13 protein-coding genes and 1 pseudogene are annotated in these 17,716 nt (G+C 70.1%); 9 read left to right on the forward strand and 5 right to left on the reverse strand.

What is annotated here, in order from left to right; translation table 11 throughout:
• Positions 1 to 25 precede the first annotated feature (25 nt).
• The gene (locus tag ACXDC7_RS10935) at positions 26 to 3,040 is read left to right on the forward strand and encodes an alpha-mannosidase (protein WP_459222150.1); all 3,015 of its coding nucleotides are present in this window, start codon (positions 26 to 28) and stop codon (positions 3,038 to 3,040) included.
• A 13-nt stretch (positions 3,041 to 3,053) separates the two neighbouring features.
• Here the strand turns inward: ACXDC7_RS10935 and ACXDC7_RS10940 are convergent, their stop codons facing one another.
• The gene (locus tag ACXDC7_RS10940; protein ID WP_179446327.1) at positions 3,054 to 4,583 is read right to left on the reverse strand and encodes a UDP-N-acetylglucosamine 1-carboxyvinyltransferase; all 1,530 of its coding nucleotides are present in this window, start codon (positions 4,581 to 4,583) and stop codon (positions 3,054 to 3,056) included.
• A 99-nt stretch (positions 4,584 to 4,682) separates the two neighbouring features.
• Here ACXDC7_RS10940 and lpdA point away from each other — a divergent pair, with 99 nt between their 5' ends.
• The 4 genes from lpdA to ACXDC7_RS10960 all read left to right on the forward strand — a co-directional run bounded on the left by lpdA (position 4,683) and on the right by ACXDC7_RS10960 (position 8,427).
• The gene (lpdA, locus tag ACXDC7_RS10945; RefSeq protein WP_459222151.1) at positions 4,683 to 6,086 is read left to right on the forward strand and encodes a dihydrolipoyl dehydrogenase; all 1,404 of its coding nucleotides are present in this window, start codon (positions 4,683 to 4,685) and stop codon (positions 6,084 to 6,086) included.
• Positions 6,087 to 6,538: 452 nt separating this feature from the next.
• The gene (locus ACXDC7_RS10950; RefSeq protein WP_459222152.1) at positions 6,539 to 7,120 is read left to right on the forward strand and encodes an HhH-GPD-type base excision DNA repair protein; all 582 of its coding nucleotides are present in this window, start codon (positions 6,539 to 6,541) and stop codon (positions 7,118 to 7,120) included.
• 33 nt (positions 7,121 to 7,153) lie between these two features.
• Positions 7,154 to 8,008: a DUF1206 domain-containing protein gene (locus tag ACXDC7_RS10955; RefSeq protein ID WP_459222153.1), complete on the forward strand. Its 855-nt coding sequence runs from the start codon at positions 7,154 to 7,156 to the stop codon at positions 8,006 to 8,008.
• On the forward strand, positions 8,005 to 8,427 hold the full coding sequence (locus ACXDC7_RS10960; RefSeq protein WP_459222154.1) for a (deoxy)nucleoside triphosphate pyrophosphohydrolase: 423 nt from the start codon (positions 8,005 to 8,007) through the stop codon (positions 8,425 to 8,427). Before ACXDC7_RS10955 ends, ACXDC7_RS10960 begins: the two co-directional genes overlap by 4 nt.
• Here ACXDC7_RS10960 and ACXDC7_RS10965 read toward each other — a convergent pair.
• Positions 8,420 to 10,252, reverse strand: a complete 1,833-nt coding sequence (locus ACXDC7_RS10965) for a hypothetical protein (protein ID WP_459222155.1) — start codon at positions 10,250 to 10,252, stop codon at positions 8,420 to 8,422. The genes ACXDC7_RS10960 and ACXDC7_RS10965 overlap by 8 nt on opposite strands.
• Positions 10,253 to 10,499: 247 nt before the next feature.
• Here ACXDC7_RS10965 and ACXDC7_RS10970 point away from each other — a divergent pair, with 247 nt between their 5' ends.
• The 4 genes and pseudogenes from ACXDC7_RS10970 to ACXDC7_RS10985 form a co-directional block, all read left to right on the forward strand.
• Entirely contained in the window at positions 10,500 to 11,450 is a 951-nt protein-coding gene (locus ACXDC7_RS10970; RefSeq protein ID WP_459222156.1) for a glycosyltransferase, read from the forward strand.
• Complete coding sequence (locus ACXDC7_RS10975; protein ID WP_459222157.1) at positions 11,447 to 12,283, forward strand: glycosyltransferase; 837 nt, start codon at positions 11,447 to 11,449, stop codon at positions 12,281 to 12,283. The genes ACXDC7_RS10970 and ACXDC7_RS10975 overlap by 4 nt, the downstream gene beginning before the upstream one ends.
• A 110-nt stretch (positions 12,284 to 12,393) precedes the next feature.
• The gene (locus ACXDC7_RS10980; protein WP_459222158.1) at positions 12,394 to 13,269 is read left to right on the forward strand and encodes an ABC transporter permease; all 876 of its coding nucleotides are present in this window, start codon (positions 12,394 to 12,396) and stop codon (positions 13,267 to 13,269) included.
• Positions 13,270 to 13,449: 180 nt separating this feature from the next.
• Positions 13,450 to 14,046 (forward strand): annotated as a pseudogene (locus ACXDC7_RS10985) (ABC transporter ATP-binding protein); the annotation flags it as partial.
• A 15-nt stretch (positions 14,047 to 14,061) separates the two neighbouring features.
• On the opposite strand, the gene ACXDC7_RS10990 reads toward ACXDC7_RS10985, so the two are convergent.
• The 3 genes from ACXDC7_RS10990 to ACXDC7_RS11000 all read right to left on the reverse strand — a co-directional run bounded on the left by ACXDC7_RS10990 (position 14,062) and on the right by ACXDC7_RS11000 (position 17,714).
• Positions 14,062 to 14,262 (reverse strand): hypothetical protein, encoded by a 201-nt coding sequence (locus tag ACXDC7_RS10990; RefSeq protein WP_459222159.1) that lies wholly within the window; start codon positions 14,260 to 14,262, stop codon positions 14,062 to 14,064.
• A gap of 141 nt (positions 14,263 to 14,403) precedes the next feature.
• On the reverse strand, positions 14,404 to 15,888 hold the full coding sequence (locus ACXDC7_RS10995) for a hypothetical protein (RefSeq protein WP_459222160.1): 1,485 nt from the start codon (positions 15,886 to 15,888) through the stop codon (positions 14,404 to 14,406).
• A gap of 59 nt (positions 15,889 to 15,947) precedes the next feature.
• Complete coding sequence (locus tag ACXDC7_RS11000; protein ID WP_459222161.1) at positions 15,948 to 17,714, reverse strand: hypothetical protein; 1,767 nt, start codon at positions 17,712 to 17,714, stop codon at positions 15,948 to 15,950.
• Between the last annotated feature and the right edge of the window lie 2 nt (positions 17,715 to 17,716).

Consider the following 17,716-nt stretch of genomic DNA (forward strand, 5'->3'; position numbering starts at 1 on the left):
GAATGGACCCGACCGAGAGTGAGTCATGTACCCCGAACGTGCACTGCTGCAGGAGCGGCTGGCCCGCTTCCGTCGTGATCATCTCGAGCCCGCGGTGGTCCGCGACCGCGTCCCGCTGACGATCACCCGATGGGACGCGCCGGACGAGCCCGTGCCGTTCGACGAAGCGGCGGCCGCGAGCTACACCCGGGCCGACATCGGCGATCCCTGGGGTCGACCGTGGGGCACCACCTGGTTCCGCCTGACCGGGGCGATCCCCGGCGCCTGGCATGATCAGCCGGGCACGCGAGCCGAGCTGATCGTCGATCTCGGCTGGACCGGCGGTCCCGGCTTCCAGGCCGAGGCGCTGGCGTATCGGCCCGACGGAACGATCATCAAGGCGCTGGAGCCCTACAACTCCTGGCTTCCGGTCACCGGCGACGCGATCGACGTCCTGGTCGAGGCCGCCGGCAACCCCGATCTCAACACCGACTTCCGGCCGAGTCCGATGGGGGACAAGGCCACGGCACCGCGCGATCCGCTGTACCGGCTGCGGACGGTTGAGGCGGCACTGCTCGACGAGGTGATCATCGAGCTGCTGGCCGACCTGGACGTGCTGGACGGGCTGATGGCCGAACTGCCCGAGAGCTCACCGCGCCGCGCCGAGATCCTGGCGGCCACCCAGCGCGCGGTGGACGCCGTCGACCCCGACGACGTGCCCGGCACCGCCCGGGCCGGGCGTGATCAACTCGCGGACGTGCTGGCGCGTCCGGCGAGCGCCAGCGCGCACACGGTGTACGCGGTCGGGCACGCCCACATCGACTCGGCGTGGCTGTGGCCGGTCCGCGAGACCATCCGCAAGTGCGCGCGTACCTTCTCCAATGTCTGCGACCTGATGGACCGCGATCCCGACTTCGTCTTCGCCTGCTCGTCGGCCCAGCAGTACGCGTGGATGAAGGAGCACTATCCGGATGTCTTCGCCCGGATCACCGAGAAGGTCGCCGAGGGCCGCTTCGTGCCGGTCGGCGGGATGTGGGTCGAATCCGACACCAACATGCCCGGCGGCGAGGCGATGGCTCGTCAGTTCGTCGCCGGCAAGACCTTCTTCCTCGACAACTTCGGCGTGGACACCGAGGAGGTCTGGCTGCCGGACTCCTTCGGCTATTCCGCCGGCCTGCCGCAGATCGCCCGAGCCGCGGGCGCCCGCTGGTTCCTGACCCAGAAGATCTCCTGGAACCAGACGAACAAGATGCCGCACCACACCTTCTGGTGGGAGGGCATCGACGGCAGCAAGATCTTCACCCACTTCCCGCCGGTCGACACCTACAACGCGCAACTCAGCCAGGACGAACTCGCCCATGCCGAGCGCAACTACGCCGACGCAGCCCGCGCGAACCTGTCGCTGGCGCCCTTCGGCTGGGGCGACGGGGGCGGCGGTCCCACCCGGGAGCAGCTTGCGGCCGGGCGGCGGGCCGCCGACCTGGAGGGCTCGCCGCGGGTCCGGTTCAGCACGCCCCGGGCGTTCTTCACCGAGGCCCAGGAGCTGGACACCAATCCGCCGACCTGGCGCGGGGAGATGTACCTGGAACTGCACCGGGGGACGCTCACCTCGCAGGCCCGCACCAAGCGCGGCAACCGGCGCAGCGAGCATCTGCTGCGCGAGGCCGAGCTGTGGGCGAGCACGGCGACGCTGCTGCGCGGCGCGGCGTACCCCTATGACGAACTGACCGAACTGTGGCAGCTCGTGCTGCTGCAGCAGTTCCACGACATCCTCCCGGGCAGCTCGATCGCGTGGGTGCACTCCGATGCCGAGCGCAACTACGCCGCGATCCAGTCGCGGCTGGAGGAGATCATCGCCCGGGCACTGAGCGTGCTCGGCGACTCCGCCGCGGGGTCGACCATGATCGCCAATGCGGCGCCGCACGCGCGCGACGGCGTACCCGCGATGGCGATCGGCGCGCCGGCCACCGCAACGCCGGCGACGGTGGTCGCCGACGGCGACAACCACGTGCTGGACAACGGATCGGTGCGCGCCGTGATCGACCCGCACGGCCGCATCACCTCGCTGATCGACGCCGCGTCGGGACGGGAGGCCATCGCGCCCGGCGGTGCGGGCAATGTCTTGGAACTGCACCGGGACATCCCCAATCAGTGGGACGCCTGGGACATCGACGAGCACTACCGGCGCAATGTCGTCGAGCTCGCCGACGCCTCGGCCCGCGAGGCCGCGGTCGGGCCCGAGGGCAGTGCGGTCGTCACCGTGAGTCGCGATCACGGGCGGTCGACGATCACCCAGCGGATCGTGCTGCGACCGGGCGCCGACGCGCTGGAGATCGAGACCGTGATCGACTGGCACGAGCGGCAGAAGCTGCTCAAGCTCGGCTTCGCCCTCGACGTGCATGCCGAGCACTCCAGCGCCGAGACCCAGTTCGGCCACGTCCGACGGCCGACCCACGTGAACACCTCGTGGGAGTGGGCGCGGTTCGAGTTCTGCGCGCACCGCTTCCTCCATGTCGGCGAGCCCGGCTACGGGGTGGCGATCGCCAACGACGCCACCTACGGCCACGAGGTCGTCGCGACCCCGCGAGCCGGCGGCGGGCGCGCGACCACGGTCCGGCTGTCGCTGTTGCGCGCGCCGCTGTATCCCGACCCCGAGGCCGATCAGGGCGAGCATCGCCACGTGGTGGCGGTACGCCCGGGGGCGGGGATCGCGGAGGCCGTCGAGCTCGGCTACCGGACCAATCTCGAGCCCCGCCGGCTCGCCGCGACGCAGCCGGTCGATCCGCTGATCAGCATCGACAACCCGGCGATCGTGGTCGAGTCGATCAAGCTCGCCGAGGACCGCAGCGGCGACGTGATCGTGCGGCTCTACGAATCGCTCGGCGGGCGGGCCGACGGCCTGCTCACCACCGGCTTCCCGGCGGGCGAGATCCGCGAGACCGACCTGATCGAGCGCACGCCACCGGAGGCGTCCGGAGCGGTGCGCACCGACGGCGACGGGACCGCGCTGGCGCTGCGCCCCTTCCAGTTGCTGACGCTACGGATCAGCCCGGCGAGCTGATCTCGCTGCCGGCTCAGTCGGAGAAACGCTCGATCTGGGCGCCGACGGCGTTCAGCCGGTTGGCCAGGTCCTCGTAGCCGCGGTTGATCACATAGACATCGCGCAGGATCGAGGTGCCCTTGGCGGCCAGCATGCCGAGCAGGAGGCAGACCGCCGGCCGCAGCGCGGGCGGGCAGACGACCTCCTGGCCGCGCCAGCGGGTCGGCCCCTTGACCTGAACCCGGTGCGGGTCGAGCAGCGTGACCTGGGCGCCGAGGCGATTCAGGTCGGTCATCCGGATCGCGCGGTTCTCATAGACCCAGTCGTTGATCAGGGTTTCGCCCTCGGCCGAGGCCGCGATCACCCCGAAGAACGGCAGGTTGTCGATGTTCAGCCCGGGGAACGGCATCGGGTGCAGCTTGTCGATCGGCGCCCGCAGCTTGGACGGGCGTACCGTCAGGTCGACCAGCCGGGTGAACCCGTTGCGCGCCGCGTACTCCTCGCTGAGCGAGAAGTCCAGACCCATCTCGGTGAGGATCGCCAGCTCGATCTCGAGGAACTCGATCGGCACCCGCTCGATGGTCAGCTCGGAGTTGGTGACGATCGCGGCGGTGAGCAGGCTCATCGCCTCGATCGGGTCCTCGCTGGGGGAGTACTCGACATCGGTGTGGATCTCGTCCACCCCGTGCACGGTCAGCGTGGTGGTGCCGATGCCCTCGATGCGTACCCCCAACTGCTGCAGGAAGAAGCACAGGTCCTGGACCATGTAATTGGACGAGGCGTTACGCAGGACGGTCGTACCGGGGGTCATCGCCGCCGCCATCAGGGCATTCTCGGTGACCGTGTCTCCGCGCTCGGTGAGGATGATCGGGCGGTCCAGGCTCGCGGCGTCCGGATCGACCGTGCAGTGGTAGTAGCCCTCGGTCGCCTCCACCTGCAGCCCGAACCGGCGCAGCACCTGCAGGTGCGGCTCGATGGTCCGCGCGCCAAGATCACATCCGCCGGCGTACGGCAGGCGGAAGTCCTCGTAGTAGTGCAGCAGCGGGCCCAGGAACATGATGATCGAGCGGGTACGCCGGGCGGCCTCGGCGTCCATGCCGTCCAGGTCCAGTTCGTCCGGCCGCTCCAGCACCAGGTCGCTCGTGCCAGGCAGCCAGGTCGCCCGCACCCCGATGCTGGTCAGCACCTCCAGGATCCGGTTCACCTCCTCGATCCGTGCGATGTTGCGCAGGGTCGTGGTGCCGCGGTTGATCAGCGAGGCGCAGAGCAGCGCCACGGCGGCATTCTTGGACGTGAGCACCGAGATCCGGCCCGACAGCGGGCGCCCGCCCTGCACCCGCAGGTGCTCGGGGCCCGTCCGGCCGACGGTGATCAACTCGCTGTCCAGCGCGCGGGCGATCCGGCCGACCATGTCGATGCTCAGGTTCTGGTTCCCGGCCTCGATCCGGTGGATCGCGCTCTGGCTCGTGCCCAACAGCTCCGCGAGCTGATGCTGGGTCAGACCGCGATGCTTGCGCGCGTCGCGGATCAGGGAGCCGATGCGGTCGAGTGAGGTATCGGTCATCGTCACGCGGACCACCGTAACTCATATACGAGATATTTCCAGTCGACGCGCTCAGACCTCACGATACGTGGCCGATCAAGGGCCCTAGAGTTGGGGCCCATGAGTGCACAACACTTCGACGTCGTCGTGCTCGGCGCCGGCCCCGGCGGTTACGTCGCGGCGATCCGGGCCGCCCAGCTCGGCCTGAAGACCGCCATCGTGGAGAAGAAGTACTGGGGCGGGGTGTGCCTCAATGTCGGATGTATCCCGTCCAAGGCGCTGCTGCGCAATGCGGAGCTGGCCCACATCTTCAACCACCAGGCCAAGACCTTCGGGATCAGCGGGGAGGCGACCTTCGACTTCGGCGTGGCGCACTCGCGCAGCCGCCAGGTCGCCGACCGGATGGTCAAGGGCGTGCACTACCTGATGAAGAAGAACAAGATCACCGAGTTCGACGGCTGGGGCACCTTCACCGACCCGAAGACGATCGAGGTCGAGCTGAACGGGGGCGGCACCGAGACGCTGACCTTCGACAACTGCATCATCGCGGCCGGGGCGACCACCAAGCTGCTGCCGGGCACCGAGGTGTCCGACCGAGTGGTCACCTACGAGGAGCAGATCCTCACCAACGAGCTGCCGAAGTCGGTGATCGTCGCCGGCGCCGGCGCGATCGGCGTGGAGTTCGCCTTCGTGATGGCCAACTACGGCGTCGACGTGACCATCGTCGAGTTCCTGGACCGGATCGTGCCGACCGAGGACCCGGAGATTTCCGCCGAGCTCGCCAAGGCGTACAAGAAGCTCGGCGTGAAACTGCTCACCTCGACCAAGGTCGACAAGATCGAGGAGCATCCCGACGGGGTGAGGGTGACCGTCAGCGGCGCGGACGGATCCGACTCCCAGGTGCTGGAGGCCGACAAGGTCCTGCAGGCCATCGGCTTCGCGCCGCGGCTGACCGGCTACGGCCTGGAGAAGGCCGGCGTCGCCACCACCGACCGCGGAGCGATTGAGATCGACGACTTCATGCGTACCAATGTCGACGGGGTGTACGCCATCGGCGACGTGACCGGAAAGCTGATGCTCGCCCACACCGCCGAGGCGCAGGGCGTCGTCGCCGCGGAGACCATCGCCGGCGCCGACACCATGCCGATCAACTACGACATGATCCCGCGCGCCACCTACTGCCAGCCGCAGATCGGGTCGTTCGGCTACACCGAGGCCCAGGCCAAGGAGCGCGGCTACGACGTGAAGGTCGCCAAGTTCCCGTTCAGCGCCAACGGCAAGGCCCAGGGCCTCGGCGAGACCGTCGGCTTCATCAAGGTGGTGGCCGATGCGGCGCACAACGAGCTGCTCGGCGCGCACCTGATCGGGCCCGAGGTGACCGAGCTGCTGCCCGAGCTGACGCTGGCCCAGATGTGGGACCTGACCGCCGACGAGGTCGCCCGCAACATCCACGCCCACCCGACGCTGACCGAGGTGCTCAAGGAGGGCGTCGAGGGCATCGCGGGCCACATGATCAACCTCTGAGCCGGCGGTCCCGGCGTACCCGACCGTCAGCCGCGGACGCAACCGGCACCCGCGAGCCCAACCGGCAGGTGCGGGCCGAGTAACCCTCGCGGCTGCCGGTTCAGTCCGCGGATGACCTGGCGTACCCGCAGACGCGAACCCAACCGGCACACGCGAGCCGAGTAACCCTCGCGGCTGCCGGCTCGACCCGCGGCTGCACGTTCGACCCGCGGCTGCCGGTTTGACCCGAAGCTGCCGGTTCAGCCCGCGGATGACCCGGCGTACCCGCAGACGCGAACGCAACCGGCACACGCGAGCCGAGTAACCCTCGCGGCTGCCGATTCGGCCCGCGGCTGCCGGTTCAGCCCGCGGCTGCCGGTTCGACCCGAGACTGCCGGTTCGACCCGCGGCTGCGGTTCGGTCCGCGGCGGGCCGGGGATGGTGCACGATGGGGGTGCGAGAGGATGATCTTCATGGCGATGCACATCACCGGCGATCCGGCCGCCGACGACCTGCTCGACCGCGACGACAACGCGCTGCTGATCGGGATGACGCTGGACCAGCAGATCCCGATGGAGAAGGCCTTCTCCGGCCCGGCCGTGATCGCGGAGCGGATGGGCGGCAGGTTCGATGTCGCGGCCATCGCGGCGATGGACACGGACGCCTTCGTGGCGCTGTGCTCGCGCCCGCCCGCGGTGCACCGCTTCCCGGGCTCGATGGGCAAGCGGGTGCAGCAGGTGGCCAGCGCGCTGGTCGAGGACTACGCGGGCGACGCCGCCAACATCTGGGCCGGCGTCGACGACGCGGCGACCGTGCTCAAGCGCCTCAAGGCGCTGCCGGGCTTCGGCGACCAGAAGGCCAGGATCTTCCTCGCCCTGATCGCCAAGCAGCGGGGGGTACGCCCGACCGGCTGGGAGACGGCCGCGGGCGACTACGCGGTGGCGGGCCACCGATCGGTCGCCGACGTCACCGACGAGGCCAGCCTCCAGCAGGTGCGGGCGTACAAGAAGGAGCAGAAGGCGGCCGCCAAAGCCGCCGCGGCGGACAAGTCGTGATCCGGGACGAGTAGGCACAGGGAGGAGTGTGCGATGGGCGACGTGGGTGACCGGGCGAAACGAGCGGGCCAACAGGCCGCGGACCGGGGCGAGCAGGCCGGCGAGGCGATCCAGCAGAGCAAGCCCTATCAGGCGCTCGTCGCGCTCGGGCTGGTCAGCTACGGGATCGTTCACCTGCTGATCGCCTGGATCGCGCTACAGCTCGCCTGGGGCCTCGGCAGCGGAGACGCGTCCAACACGGGCGCGCTGCGCCAGCTCGCGGCCCAACCCTTCGGGAACGTCTTGTTGATCATCGTCGCGGTCGGGCTGTTCGCGCTGACCCTGTGGCAGTTGCTGGAGGCGGCCATCGGCCACACCCACATCGAGACCCCGAAGCGGTACGCCCGCCGGGCGGGCTCGGTCGGCAAGGCGATCATCTACCTGCTGCTCGGGATCAGCGCCGCGCGGGCGGCCACGGGCGGGGCACAGTCCCATTCCAATGCCAGCCAGGAGAGCGCCTCGGCGCAGTTGTTGGCGCTGCCGTTCGGGCAGGCGCTGGTGGTGCTCGCGGGGGCGGTGATCCTCGGCATCGGCGTCGCCCAGATCGTCAAGGGGGTACGCCGCAGCTTCCGCGACGACCTCGACGGCGCCGTCCCGCAATGGGCGCTGCGCCTCGGCACCGCGGGCTACGTCGCCAAGGGGGTCGCGCTCGGCATCGTCGGCGCGCTGTTCGCCTGGGCCGGGATCAGCTACGACCCGGGCGCGGCCGGCGGCATGGACGACGCCCTGCGTACCCTGCTCGACCAGCCGTTCGGCCCGTTCCTGCTCAGCGCGCTGGCGCTCGGCCTGGCCTGCTTCGGCGTCTACTGCTTCGTCTGGGCACGCAATGCCCGCCACGAGAAGGCATGACCCGCACGCTGGTGGTCGCGGCCGCGATCGTCCGCGACGGGCGGGTGCTGGCCACCCGGCGGCGCTATCCGCCCGCGCTGGCCGGCCGCTGGGAGTTCCCCGGCGGCAAGGTCGAACCGGGGGAGCGCGCGGAGGACGCGCTGGACCGCGAGCTCGTGGAGGAGTTGGGCGTGCGCGCGGAGCTGGGGCCCGAGATCGCTCCCGATGCCGGCGGCGCCTGGCCGATCGACGAGCGCCTCGAGCTGCGCCTGTGGTGGGCATGGGTACGCCCGGACAGCCCCGAGCCCACGCCGGGCCACGGTCACGACCGGCTGGTCTGGCTCCCGCCGGACGAGCTCTCCCGGCTGGACTGGCTGGACCCCGACCGGCCGATGGTGGACCGAATGCGCCGCGACGGGCTGCCGGGCGCTCCTACTTGATCATCCCGTCGCGCCGCATCGCGTCCTGGGTGGCGCCGGGCATCACATACAACTGATAGCCGTAGAACTGCGTACCGTCGACCGGCACGGCGCGGAAGTCGTCGGCGACGGACCACCGGATGCACGCCAACACCAGATCGTCGTGGAAGCCGTTCAGGTTCGACACCACGTCGACCTGGCGCGGCCCGAGCCAGTAACCGACCCAGTTCAACGCCTGCGCGCGCCGGTACTCCGAGATCCGGCAGGTTACGTCGACGTCGACGTTCTGCGTGCGGCCGGTGAGCTGCTCGGCGCGGACCACGGCCGCGGTGATCTTGTCGGGGGTGTCGCGGCCCTGTTCGGGATTGCCGATGATTGCGGCGGTGGTCAACAGCGCCGTCAGGAACAGCGCCACCGCCTTCGCCCAGCGGCGCAACACGAGCAGGACGAGCGAGGTCGCGAGTACGGCGATCGAGGCCCACCAGAAGAACCGATTCGGATTGTCCAGGGTCGGCACGAGCGGTCGGCGGAACTTCTCGCCGCGCGGCCACAGCCACGACCAGGTCTGCACACCGGCCGTGTTGCCCGGCCCGTAGTTGCTGCCGTAGGTCGGCACGATCGGTGCGACGGCGAAGATCATGATCAGACTGAGCGTCACCCCGAGCACGGTGGCGAGCGCGAGCAGGCCGAGCCGCGTCACCCGGAACAACGCGATCAGCGCGAAGGCGACGGCGAGCGCGGCGTACGAGTCGAGATAGCGGGTGTAGATCCACACGTCGAAGCGCGGGTCCGCCGCCTTCGACATCGTCTCGGCCGGGCCCACCCAGCCGAGGATGCCCACCGCGGTGCCCAGCAGGACCAGGCCGAGGACGAAGCCGACGGGGCCGACCGTGCGGAAGCGGCGCAACTCCTGCCAGCTCCAGGCGATGATCACCAGCGCGCCGAGCAGGGCGAGCCCCAAGGTGGCCACGAGCTGGGCCCAGGTGTGCGCGACCGTCACCCGCGCGAACAACTCCGGCCAGGTCGTGCGCAGGTTCTCCAGGAAGTTGCCCTCCTGACCGAAGTCGTTCAGCAGGATGCGTGCGGTCGTGACGCCGACCAGCCAGCGCACGGCGAAGTAGCCGGCCACCAGCGCGGCGAGCCCGACCAGCGCCGGCACGATCCGCCGGCGCAGCAGGCAGACCAGCCAGACCCCCGCCGCCACAACCGCCACGAGCGCGCGGATGTGGGTCAGGTGCGCGGCGCTGACCAGCGCCACGAAGACCAGGGTGCGCGGCACGGTCGGGCGGGCCCAGACCCAGAACGCGGCCGCGACGACCCAGGCGAGCAGGAAGCCGAGGAGCTGATCGGCGAGCACGTAATCGCCGAGGGCGGTACGCGACGGCAGGCAGGCCACAATCGCGCCGACGGTGATCGCCGGGGCGAGGCCGAGCCCGAGGCGCCGCGCCACGGTGGCGATCGGCCAGATCGTCGCGACCGAGAGCACATTCCCGACGACGACGGCCGCCACGTAGACCGTGCGCGGGTCGTCGGTGACCCACCAGATCGGGGCGAGCAGGAACGAATAGCCGGGGTAGTAGCCCGCGCCAGACATCAAGGTGACGTGCGGTACGCCCGCGATCAGCTTCGCCATCGCCAGGATTCCGATCTCGTCCCACGGGGCGCGCGGCGCCACGGCCGACTGCGCCACGATGACCCGGATGACGATCGCGGCGGTGGTCGCCAGCGCCGCGAGCGCCCACCACGCTCCGGTGGACGCCACCCGCTGTCGCACCGGCCCGCGCTCACCCGACTGCGGGCGGACGCGAGCCAGACCGGCGGTGTAGAGATCGCCGGCCGACGGCACGGCCGTCGATCCGGCGGAAGCCGCGGGAGGACGCGTGGCGGGGGATCGGTCTGACATCGGTCGGATCGGCCTTTCGGGAAGCTTCGCGCCCGCCCGTCCCGGGCACAACGCGACGCCGACGCTAACACGCAGCAGCCACGATTCTGGTCGGCGCGTGGCCGCGTTCGCTCATGCGGCGCACAGCCTCGTCGGGTAGCGTTCCCGCGCGGGCGAACCGTGGCCCGCCGAGCGACCTCCAGGGAGATGCATGCAGCGCAAGTCCGTCGCGGCCGTCGTGGTCGCGTACAACCGGCGCGAGCTGCTGACCGAGACCCTCACGGCGCTACTGGCCCAGGAGCGGGTCCCCGACCGGATCGTCGTCGTCGACAACGGTTCGACCGACGGCACCAGCGAGCTCGTCTCCGAGCGGTTTCCCGCCGTCGAGTTGACCACCCTGCCGCGCAATACGGGCGGGGCGGGCGGGTTCGCCGTCGGTGTCGAACGCGCGCTGCTGGCCGGGCAGGGGGCGGACTGGGTCTGGCTGATGGACGACGACACCGTGCCGGGGCCGGGCGCCCTGGGCGCGCTGCTCGACGCGGCGGATCGTTTGGCAGAGCCGGAGCTGCTCGCCTCGCGGGTGGTCTGGACCGACGGCCGCGACCACCCGATGAACATGCCCCGGGTGCGGCCGTTCGCGGACGCCGCGGATCGCGGGGACGCCGAGCGCGTCGGCGCGTATCCGGTCCGCTCGGCCTCGTTCGTCTCCACCCTGGTCCGCGCCTCGGCGGTGCGCCGCGCCGGGCTGCCGATCGCCGACTACTTCTTGTGGAACGACGACTTCGAGTTCACTACCCGGCTGCTGCGTCACGGCCGCGGCTATCTGGTGCGGGGGAGCACCGTCACGCACAAGACCAAGGTGTTCGGCGGTACCGACGCCGATCCCGGCCCGCGGTTCTATCTGGAGGTACGCAACAAGGTCTGGCTGCTCGGGCGCGGCCGCTCGCTCGGGCCGCTGGAGCGGCTGCTCTATGCCGGGTCCACGCTGCGGCGGTGGGCCAGGACGATCGCGCGCTCGCGTCGGCGACGGGTGCTGGCCGACGGACTCGTCCGCGGCCTGCGGGACGGGCTGGCCCGTGGCCCGCGGCACAATGCCGACGTGCTCGCCGACCTGCCCGCACCGCTGGTGGTCGGGCAGCGCGCGCTGGGGGGCCGCCCGTGAGCGTCGAACCGTTCTCCGTGTTGTTGCCGGTCTATGCCGGCGACCGCCCCGACCACTTCCGCCGCGCCCTGCGCAGCGTGACCACCGAACAGCAGCGCGCCCCCGACGAGGTGGTGTTGGTGCAGGACGGGCCGGTGTCGGTCGAGCTGGCTGCCGCGATCGAGCACGCCCGGGGGGACTGCCCTGTCCGGCTCGTGCACGTGTCCATCGGCACCAATATCGGGCTCTCGGGAGCGCTCACCGAGGGGCTGGCCGCCTGCCGCAACGACGTCGTCGCCCGGATGGATGCCGACGACATCGCGCTGCCCGAGCGGTTCGCCCGCCAGCTCCCCCTGATCGAGGACGGCGCCGACCTGGTCGGAACCGGGATGTTCGAGTTCACCGGCGGAGAGGAGGTGACCGCCGTGCGTACCCCGCCGACGGGGGAGCGCGAGATCGCGCGGTTCGCCACCTTCCACGATCCGTTCAACCACCCGACCGTGGTCTACCGGCGCGCCGTGGTGGCCCGCGCCGGCGGCTACCGCGAGCTGCCGCTGATGGAGGACTACTGGCTGTTCGCGCGGATGATCGCCGCCGGGGCGCGGGTGGCGAACGTGCCCGAGCCGCTGGTGATGTACCGCACGGACAAGGGCTCCTACAACCGGCGCGGCGGGTGGCGGCTGTTCGTCAGCGAGCTGCGATTGCAGCAGGAGTTCCTGCGTTCGGGGTTCGTTTCGCCGCTGCAGTTCCTGCGCAACGTCATCGTCCGCGGCGGATACCGTTTCGTGCCGGTACGCGTGCGCCGCGCCCTCTACCAGCGGCGCTTCGCCCGACCCCTGACCGCGCCACGCTGAGGCCGGCGCCCGCGCGCGCCGATTCGCGTTGCAGGGTGCGTGGCTGCGTACTATGAATGCCCGATGCACGACCGCGAGACCGACCAGTGACCGACACCTACCGGAGCGATGTGACCGCAACCGATCTGAGTGAGTTCCACTCACCCGGCCGCGGACGCGGCATCCTCGACGTGTTCGAGTGGCGCTACCTGCTACGCCTGCTGGTGCGCAAGGGCACCCAGACCCGCTACCGCAATTCCGTCCTCGGCTGGACCTGGTCCTATGTGAAGCCGGCGGCCCAGTTCGCCGTGTTCTATCTGGTGATGGGTGTATTCCTGCGCCTCGGCGAGAACATCCACAACTTCGCCGTCTACCTGTTCTCCGGCATCATCGTGATCAACTTCTTCACCGAGGCGCTGAACAACGCCACCAACTCGATCATCGACAATGCACCGCTGGTGAAGAAGATCTACCTGCCCCGCGAGCTGTTTCCGATCGCGGCGGTGATCGTTGCCTTCGTGCACTTCCTACCGCAGGCGGCGATCCTGCTGATCGTCTGCCTGCTGCTCGGCTGGGTGCCGACGCTCGGGGCGGTCGTCGCCTTCGTTCTCTCGCTGCTGATCACGGCCGCCCTGGCGCTCGGCCTGGGCCTGTTCTTCGGCTCGGTCAACGTGGCCTTCCGCGACGCCTCCAACTTCGTCGAGCTGATCTTGATGTTCGCGACCTGGTCCGCGCCGGTGCTCTATCCCTGGACCTTGGTCCGCGACGCCGTGCCGGCGTGGCTGTTCGCCGTCTACCAGCTCAACCCGCTGACCGTCGCGGTCGAGCTGATGCACAAGGCGACCTGGTTCCTGACCACCAGCGGCGATCCGCGCCCGGATCGACTGATGCCGATGCCCGCGCTGTGGGAGCACTCGGCCATCGCCGTCGCGATCTGCGCGGTGATCCTGGTGGGCGGGCAGTTTGCCTTCCGCCGCCTCGAACGCCGCTTCGCCCAGGAGCTCTGAGCGCACGCGATGACTTCGACCGAGGACCTTCCCGTGCCGCCGGCGACCGCCAAGCCGTCGATCATCGTCACCGGGGTGACCAAGGAATTCTCGATGCGGCGGACCCACTCGCTGAAGGAGACCTTCGTCGAGTGGATCAAGGGCAAACAGGTCCGTGCGAACACGTTCACCGCTCTGGACGACGTCTCCTTCACGATCAACGAGGGGGAGTCGGTCGCCCTGCTCGGCTTCAACGGGTCGGGCAAGTCGACCATGCTGAAGATGATCTCCGGTGTGTTGGAACCGGATCGCGGCAAGGTGCTGGTACGCGGTCGCCTGGCCGGTCTGATCGAGGTCGGCGCAGGCTTCCACCCCGACCTGTCCGGCCGGGAGAATGTCTATCTCAATGCCGCCATCCTCGGGATGCAGAAGGACGAGATCGACGCGCGCTTCGATGACATCGTCGCCTTCAGCGAGATCGAGGAGTTCATCGACCAGGAGGTCAAGCACTACTCCTCGGGCATGTTCATGCGCCTGGCGTTCTCGGTCGCCATCCACACCGAGCTCGATGTCTTGCTGGTCGACGAGATCTTGTCCGTCGGCGATGCCCCGTTCCAGGAGAAGTGCCGGGCCAAGATCAAGGAGCTGGCTGCGCAGGGCAAGACGATGGTGATCGTCAGCCACGACGAGGACATGGTCCGTGAGCTGACCCAGCGCGGGATCGTGATCAAGCACGGCCAGCGCGTCTTCGACGGGCCCACCGACGAGGCGCTCGACGTGATGCTCGGCCGGGAGTAGCGGGCGGGGCCCGGGTCAGTCCACCAGACGTTCGCGGGCCAGGCCGTCCTGGACCGGCCCGGGCATCACCCAGATCACGCTCCATCGCGTGCTGGCCGCGTTGTAGCGCAGTGCTCCCGCGTCGCGCCCGGTGATCCATCCGTCATCGCAACTGATGATCAGATCGACGTTCATCTGCTCGGGGGTCTGCCGCAGCCGGTCGACCTCGCTGATCACCGTGGGCAGCAGCCAGAAGCCGTTGTAGTTCTGCCCGACGGCGGTGTTGAACCCGGGGCGCCAGCAGCCGCGGTCGTAGCCGATGCGTACCGGCCCGTACCTGGCCTCGATGGCGTCGATGGCGGCGACGACCTGACCGACTTAGCCCTCCTGACGCTGGAACTGGTCGCTTCTGACATTGGCGACCAGCGAGCCTGCCGCGAACAGCACGCCGAGCAGTCCCGCGACCAGCACCGGGCGTCGGCGAAGGATGACGACGACCGCGAGCACGACGAGCGCGGACAACGAGGCGATCAGCCAGAACCGGTTCTCATTGGTCAGCGTCGGCAGGACCCAGGCGAACTCGGGGAACTCCTGACCGGGCAGCGTCTGGTACCACGGGAGCACGCCCGCGATGTGCGCCGGCGTGACGTAGCCCCAGGTCGGTGCCGTCGGCGCGACCCACAGCACCACGGGCGCCACCAACAACCCGGTCAGGGCCAGGGCCACCAGGCCGGGACGCAGGCGCAGCCCGCGTACCACCACCGCCAGGCCGACCGCGACCACGAGTGCGGTGACGGGCTCGATGTAGCGGCCATAGATCCAGGCATCCAACCGCCGCCAGTTGGTGAAGTAGAGGTCCCACTCGTTCGCCCACGACATCACCGAGAGCAGGAACATCGCGAGCGTGCCGGCCAACAGCCAGCCGGCCCGGCCGACCCGGAACCGGCGCAGCTCCCGCCAGGTCATGATCGCCAGTGCCACGACGCCGACCGCGATCATGCCCAGCGATCCGACGGTCTGGTTCCAGGCCTGGCCGAGCGCGACCCGGGCGAACAGCGACGGGCGGCTGTCGAACAGACCGATGAACGCCTCCTGGGCCTGGCCGAAGCCGCCGAGCAGGATGACGTTGAGCTGGCTACCGGCCCAGTAGGCGAAGCCGGCCAGCGGGATCAGCGATGCCAGCCCGACCAGGGCGACCCGCCAGTTGCGCAGGGCGAACAGGGCCAACCAGATCACCGCGGCAGCGACCAGGGGAGCCATCCGGACATGGGTGAACAGCACGGCGGCGATCAGCACCGAGAACAGCACGGCACGCCACCAGGAGGGCCGCTCCCACAGCCGCCAGGCCACGAGGAAGCTGCACACGACCAGCAGGAACAACAACTTCTCGCTCAGCGCGTAGTCCGACTGCAGCGCGCGGCTCGGCATCGTCATCACCACCGCGGCCACCGTCACCGACTGCGTCACCGACAGGCCCAGCTCGGCCACGAAGCGGCTGAGCGGCCAGATGGTGATCATCGCGACGGCGACCCCGATCCAGATCGCGACCCGGTACATCACCCCGGGGTCCGAGGTGAACCACCACACCGGCGCCAACACGACCGACCAGCCCGGGTTGTAGCCCGCGCCCCGGACGGCCGGCACCTCCAGCCCGGCCAGCATCCGGCTCATCTGCAGGGGGGAGACCTCGTCGAACGGAAACGACGGCGCGACCGCACTCCAGGCGACCACCACATTCACCACGAGCGCGACGATCACGGCAGCGGCGGCGACGGCGGTCCAGACGCGGCCGCCGTCACGCTCCGACGAACTCGCCTCCACCACCCACGACGGCAACGCGTCACTCACCCGCGTCGCGGTCATCGCTCATCCTGGCGCCAAGCATCCACGAGCACGAGATCCTACCGGTCTCGCCCGCTCGATCAGCTCAACCGACCCTGTGCCGCGAGTTCGTCCTGGACGGGTCCGGGCAGCACCCAGATCACGCTGTCGCGGCTCTTCACGTCGCGATAGCGCCGGGCACCGGCTGCCTCGCCGGCTGGCCAATCGGCGCAGCCGAGGATGACGTCGGGTTGCTGGACGCCGGGGGAGCTCGTCGCGGTCAGGACCGTCGGCAGGAGGTAGTAGGCGTAGTAGTTGAGCCCGGAGTCGGTGTTGAACCCGGATCGCTGGCACTCGCGGTCATAGCCGATCCGGAGCCCGGGATGGCTCGCCCGGATGCCCGTGACCGCCTCGACGACGGGCCCCGGCGATCCGTTGGCCCGCTGGAACTCGTCGCTGCGGACATTGCCGACCAGGCTCCCGGCGCCGAAGACGACCGCGAACAGCACCGCGAGCAGCAGGGCCTGTCGGCGCAGCACGATGATCAGGACGAGCATCGCCACCGTGCACACCGAGGCGATCAGCCAGAACCGGTTCTCGTTCGTCAGCGTCGGCACGATCCACGCGCCCTCGGCGAACCGCTCGGTCGGCAGCGCCCACCACCAAGGCATCACCCCGGCCAGGTGCGCCGGGGTCGCGTACGCCCAGGTCGGTGCCTGCGGTGCCAGCCACAGCAGGACGGGCGCGAACAGCGCCAGCGCCGCGCCGAGGGCCAGCCAGGCGGTACGCCGCCGCAGCCCGCGGACGACGAGGGCGAGGCCGATGGTGACCACCACCGCGGTCAGCGGCTCCACGTAGCGGCCGTAGATCCACACGTCCAGCCGGCGCCAGCCGTCGGAGAAGAGCTGTGAGTCGCGGCTCCAGGACAGGACCGACAACAAGAACATCGCCGTCGTCGCGCCGAGCACCAGTCCCGCGGGGCCGACCCGGCGCGCCCGCAACTGCCGGACCACCATGCCCACCAGCACGACCACGCCGACCAGAACCAGCCCGAGGCTGCCGACCACCTGCTCCCAGGTCTGGCCCAGTCCGGCTCGCAGCACCAGCGACGGGCGGGTCAGTGCGAGTTCGCCGAGGGCGCGCTCGTCCTGGCCGAAACCGCCGACCAGCAGCAGGTTCAGGCGCACGCCACCCCAGTAGGCCAGCGCACACAGCGGCACGGCGGTGAGCAGCCCGATCACGGCGGCGCGTCGGTCACGCAACCACAACAGCACCAGCCACAGCCCGGCGGCGGCCGTCATCGGGGCCATCCGGACATGGGTGAACTGGACCGCGGCGAGCAGCACCCCGAAGATCACCGCCCGGGCGGCCGACGGCGCGTCCCACAGTCGCCAGGCCGCCCAGAAGGTGCACGCGACGAGGAAGAACAGCAGTTGCTCGCTGAGCACATTGTCCGACTGCAGGGAGCGGCTCGGCATGATCATGACGGTCGCGGCGACGGTGATCGCCTGCGCCGTCGAGAGGCCCAGCGCGACCGCGATCCGCGACAGCGGGACGATGGTCGCCATGGCGAGTGCGATCCCGAGCGCGACGGCGATCCGGTACGCGACGAGAGGGTCCACACCGAACCACCAGATCGGGGCCAGGACGACCGACCAGCCCGGGAAGTAGCCGCCGCCGCCGACCGGCGGGACCGGCTGCCCGGCGAGCAGGCGACTCATCTGCAGCGGGCTGACCTCGTCGAACGGGAAGGAGGGGTGGGTCGCGCTGGCGGCGACCGCCACATTGACGACCAGCGCCGCCAAGATCGCCGCGATCGCCACGACCCGCCAGGTCCGTTCGGCCGGATCCGCCTTGCTGCTCGTCACGA

The sequence above is a fragment of the Naumannella huperziae genome, from assembly GCF_054073625.1.

Coding starts and splice junctions, on each gene's coding strand:
- ACXDC7_RS10935 (WP_459222150.1), top strand. CDS start 26: ATGTACCCCGAACGTGCACTGCTGCAGGAGCGGCTGGCCCGCTTCCGT.
- ACXDC7_RS10940 (WP_179446327.1), bottom strand. CDS start 4,583: ATGACCGATACCTCACTCGACCGCATCGGCTCCCTGATCCGCGACGCG.
- lpdA (WP_459222151.1), top strand. CDS start 4,683: ATGAGTGCACAACACTTCGACGTCGTCGTGCTCGGCGCCGGCCCCGGC.
- ACXDC7_RS10950 (WP_459222152.1), top strand. CDS start 6,539: ATGGCGATGCACATCACCGGCGATCCGGCCGCCGACGACCTGCTCGAC.
- ACXDC7_RS10955 (WP_459222153.1), top strand. CDS start 7,154: ATGGGCGACGTGGGTGACCGGGCGAAACGAGCGGGCCAACAGGCCGCG.
- ACXDC7_RS10960 (WP_459222154.1), top strand. CDS start 8,005: ATGACCCGCACGCTGGTGGTCGCGGCCGCGATCGTCCGCGACGGGCGG.
- ACXDC7_RS10970 (WP_459222156.1), top strand. CDS start 10,500: ATGCAGCGCAAGTCCGTCGCGGCCGTCGTGGTCGCGTACAACCGGCGC.
- ACXDC7_RS10995 (WP_459222160.1), bottom strand. CDS start 15,888: ATGACCGCGACGCGGGTGAGTGACGCGTTGCCGTCGTGGGTGGTGGAG.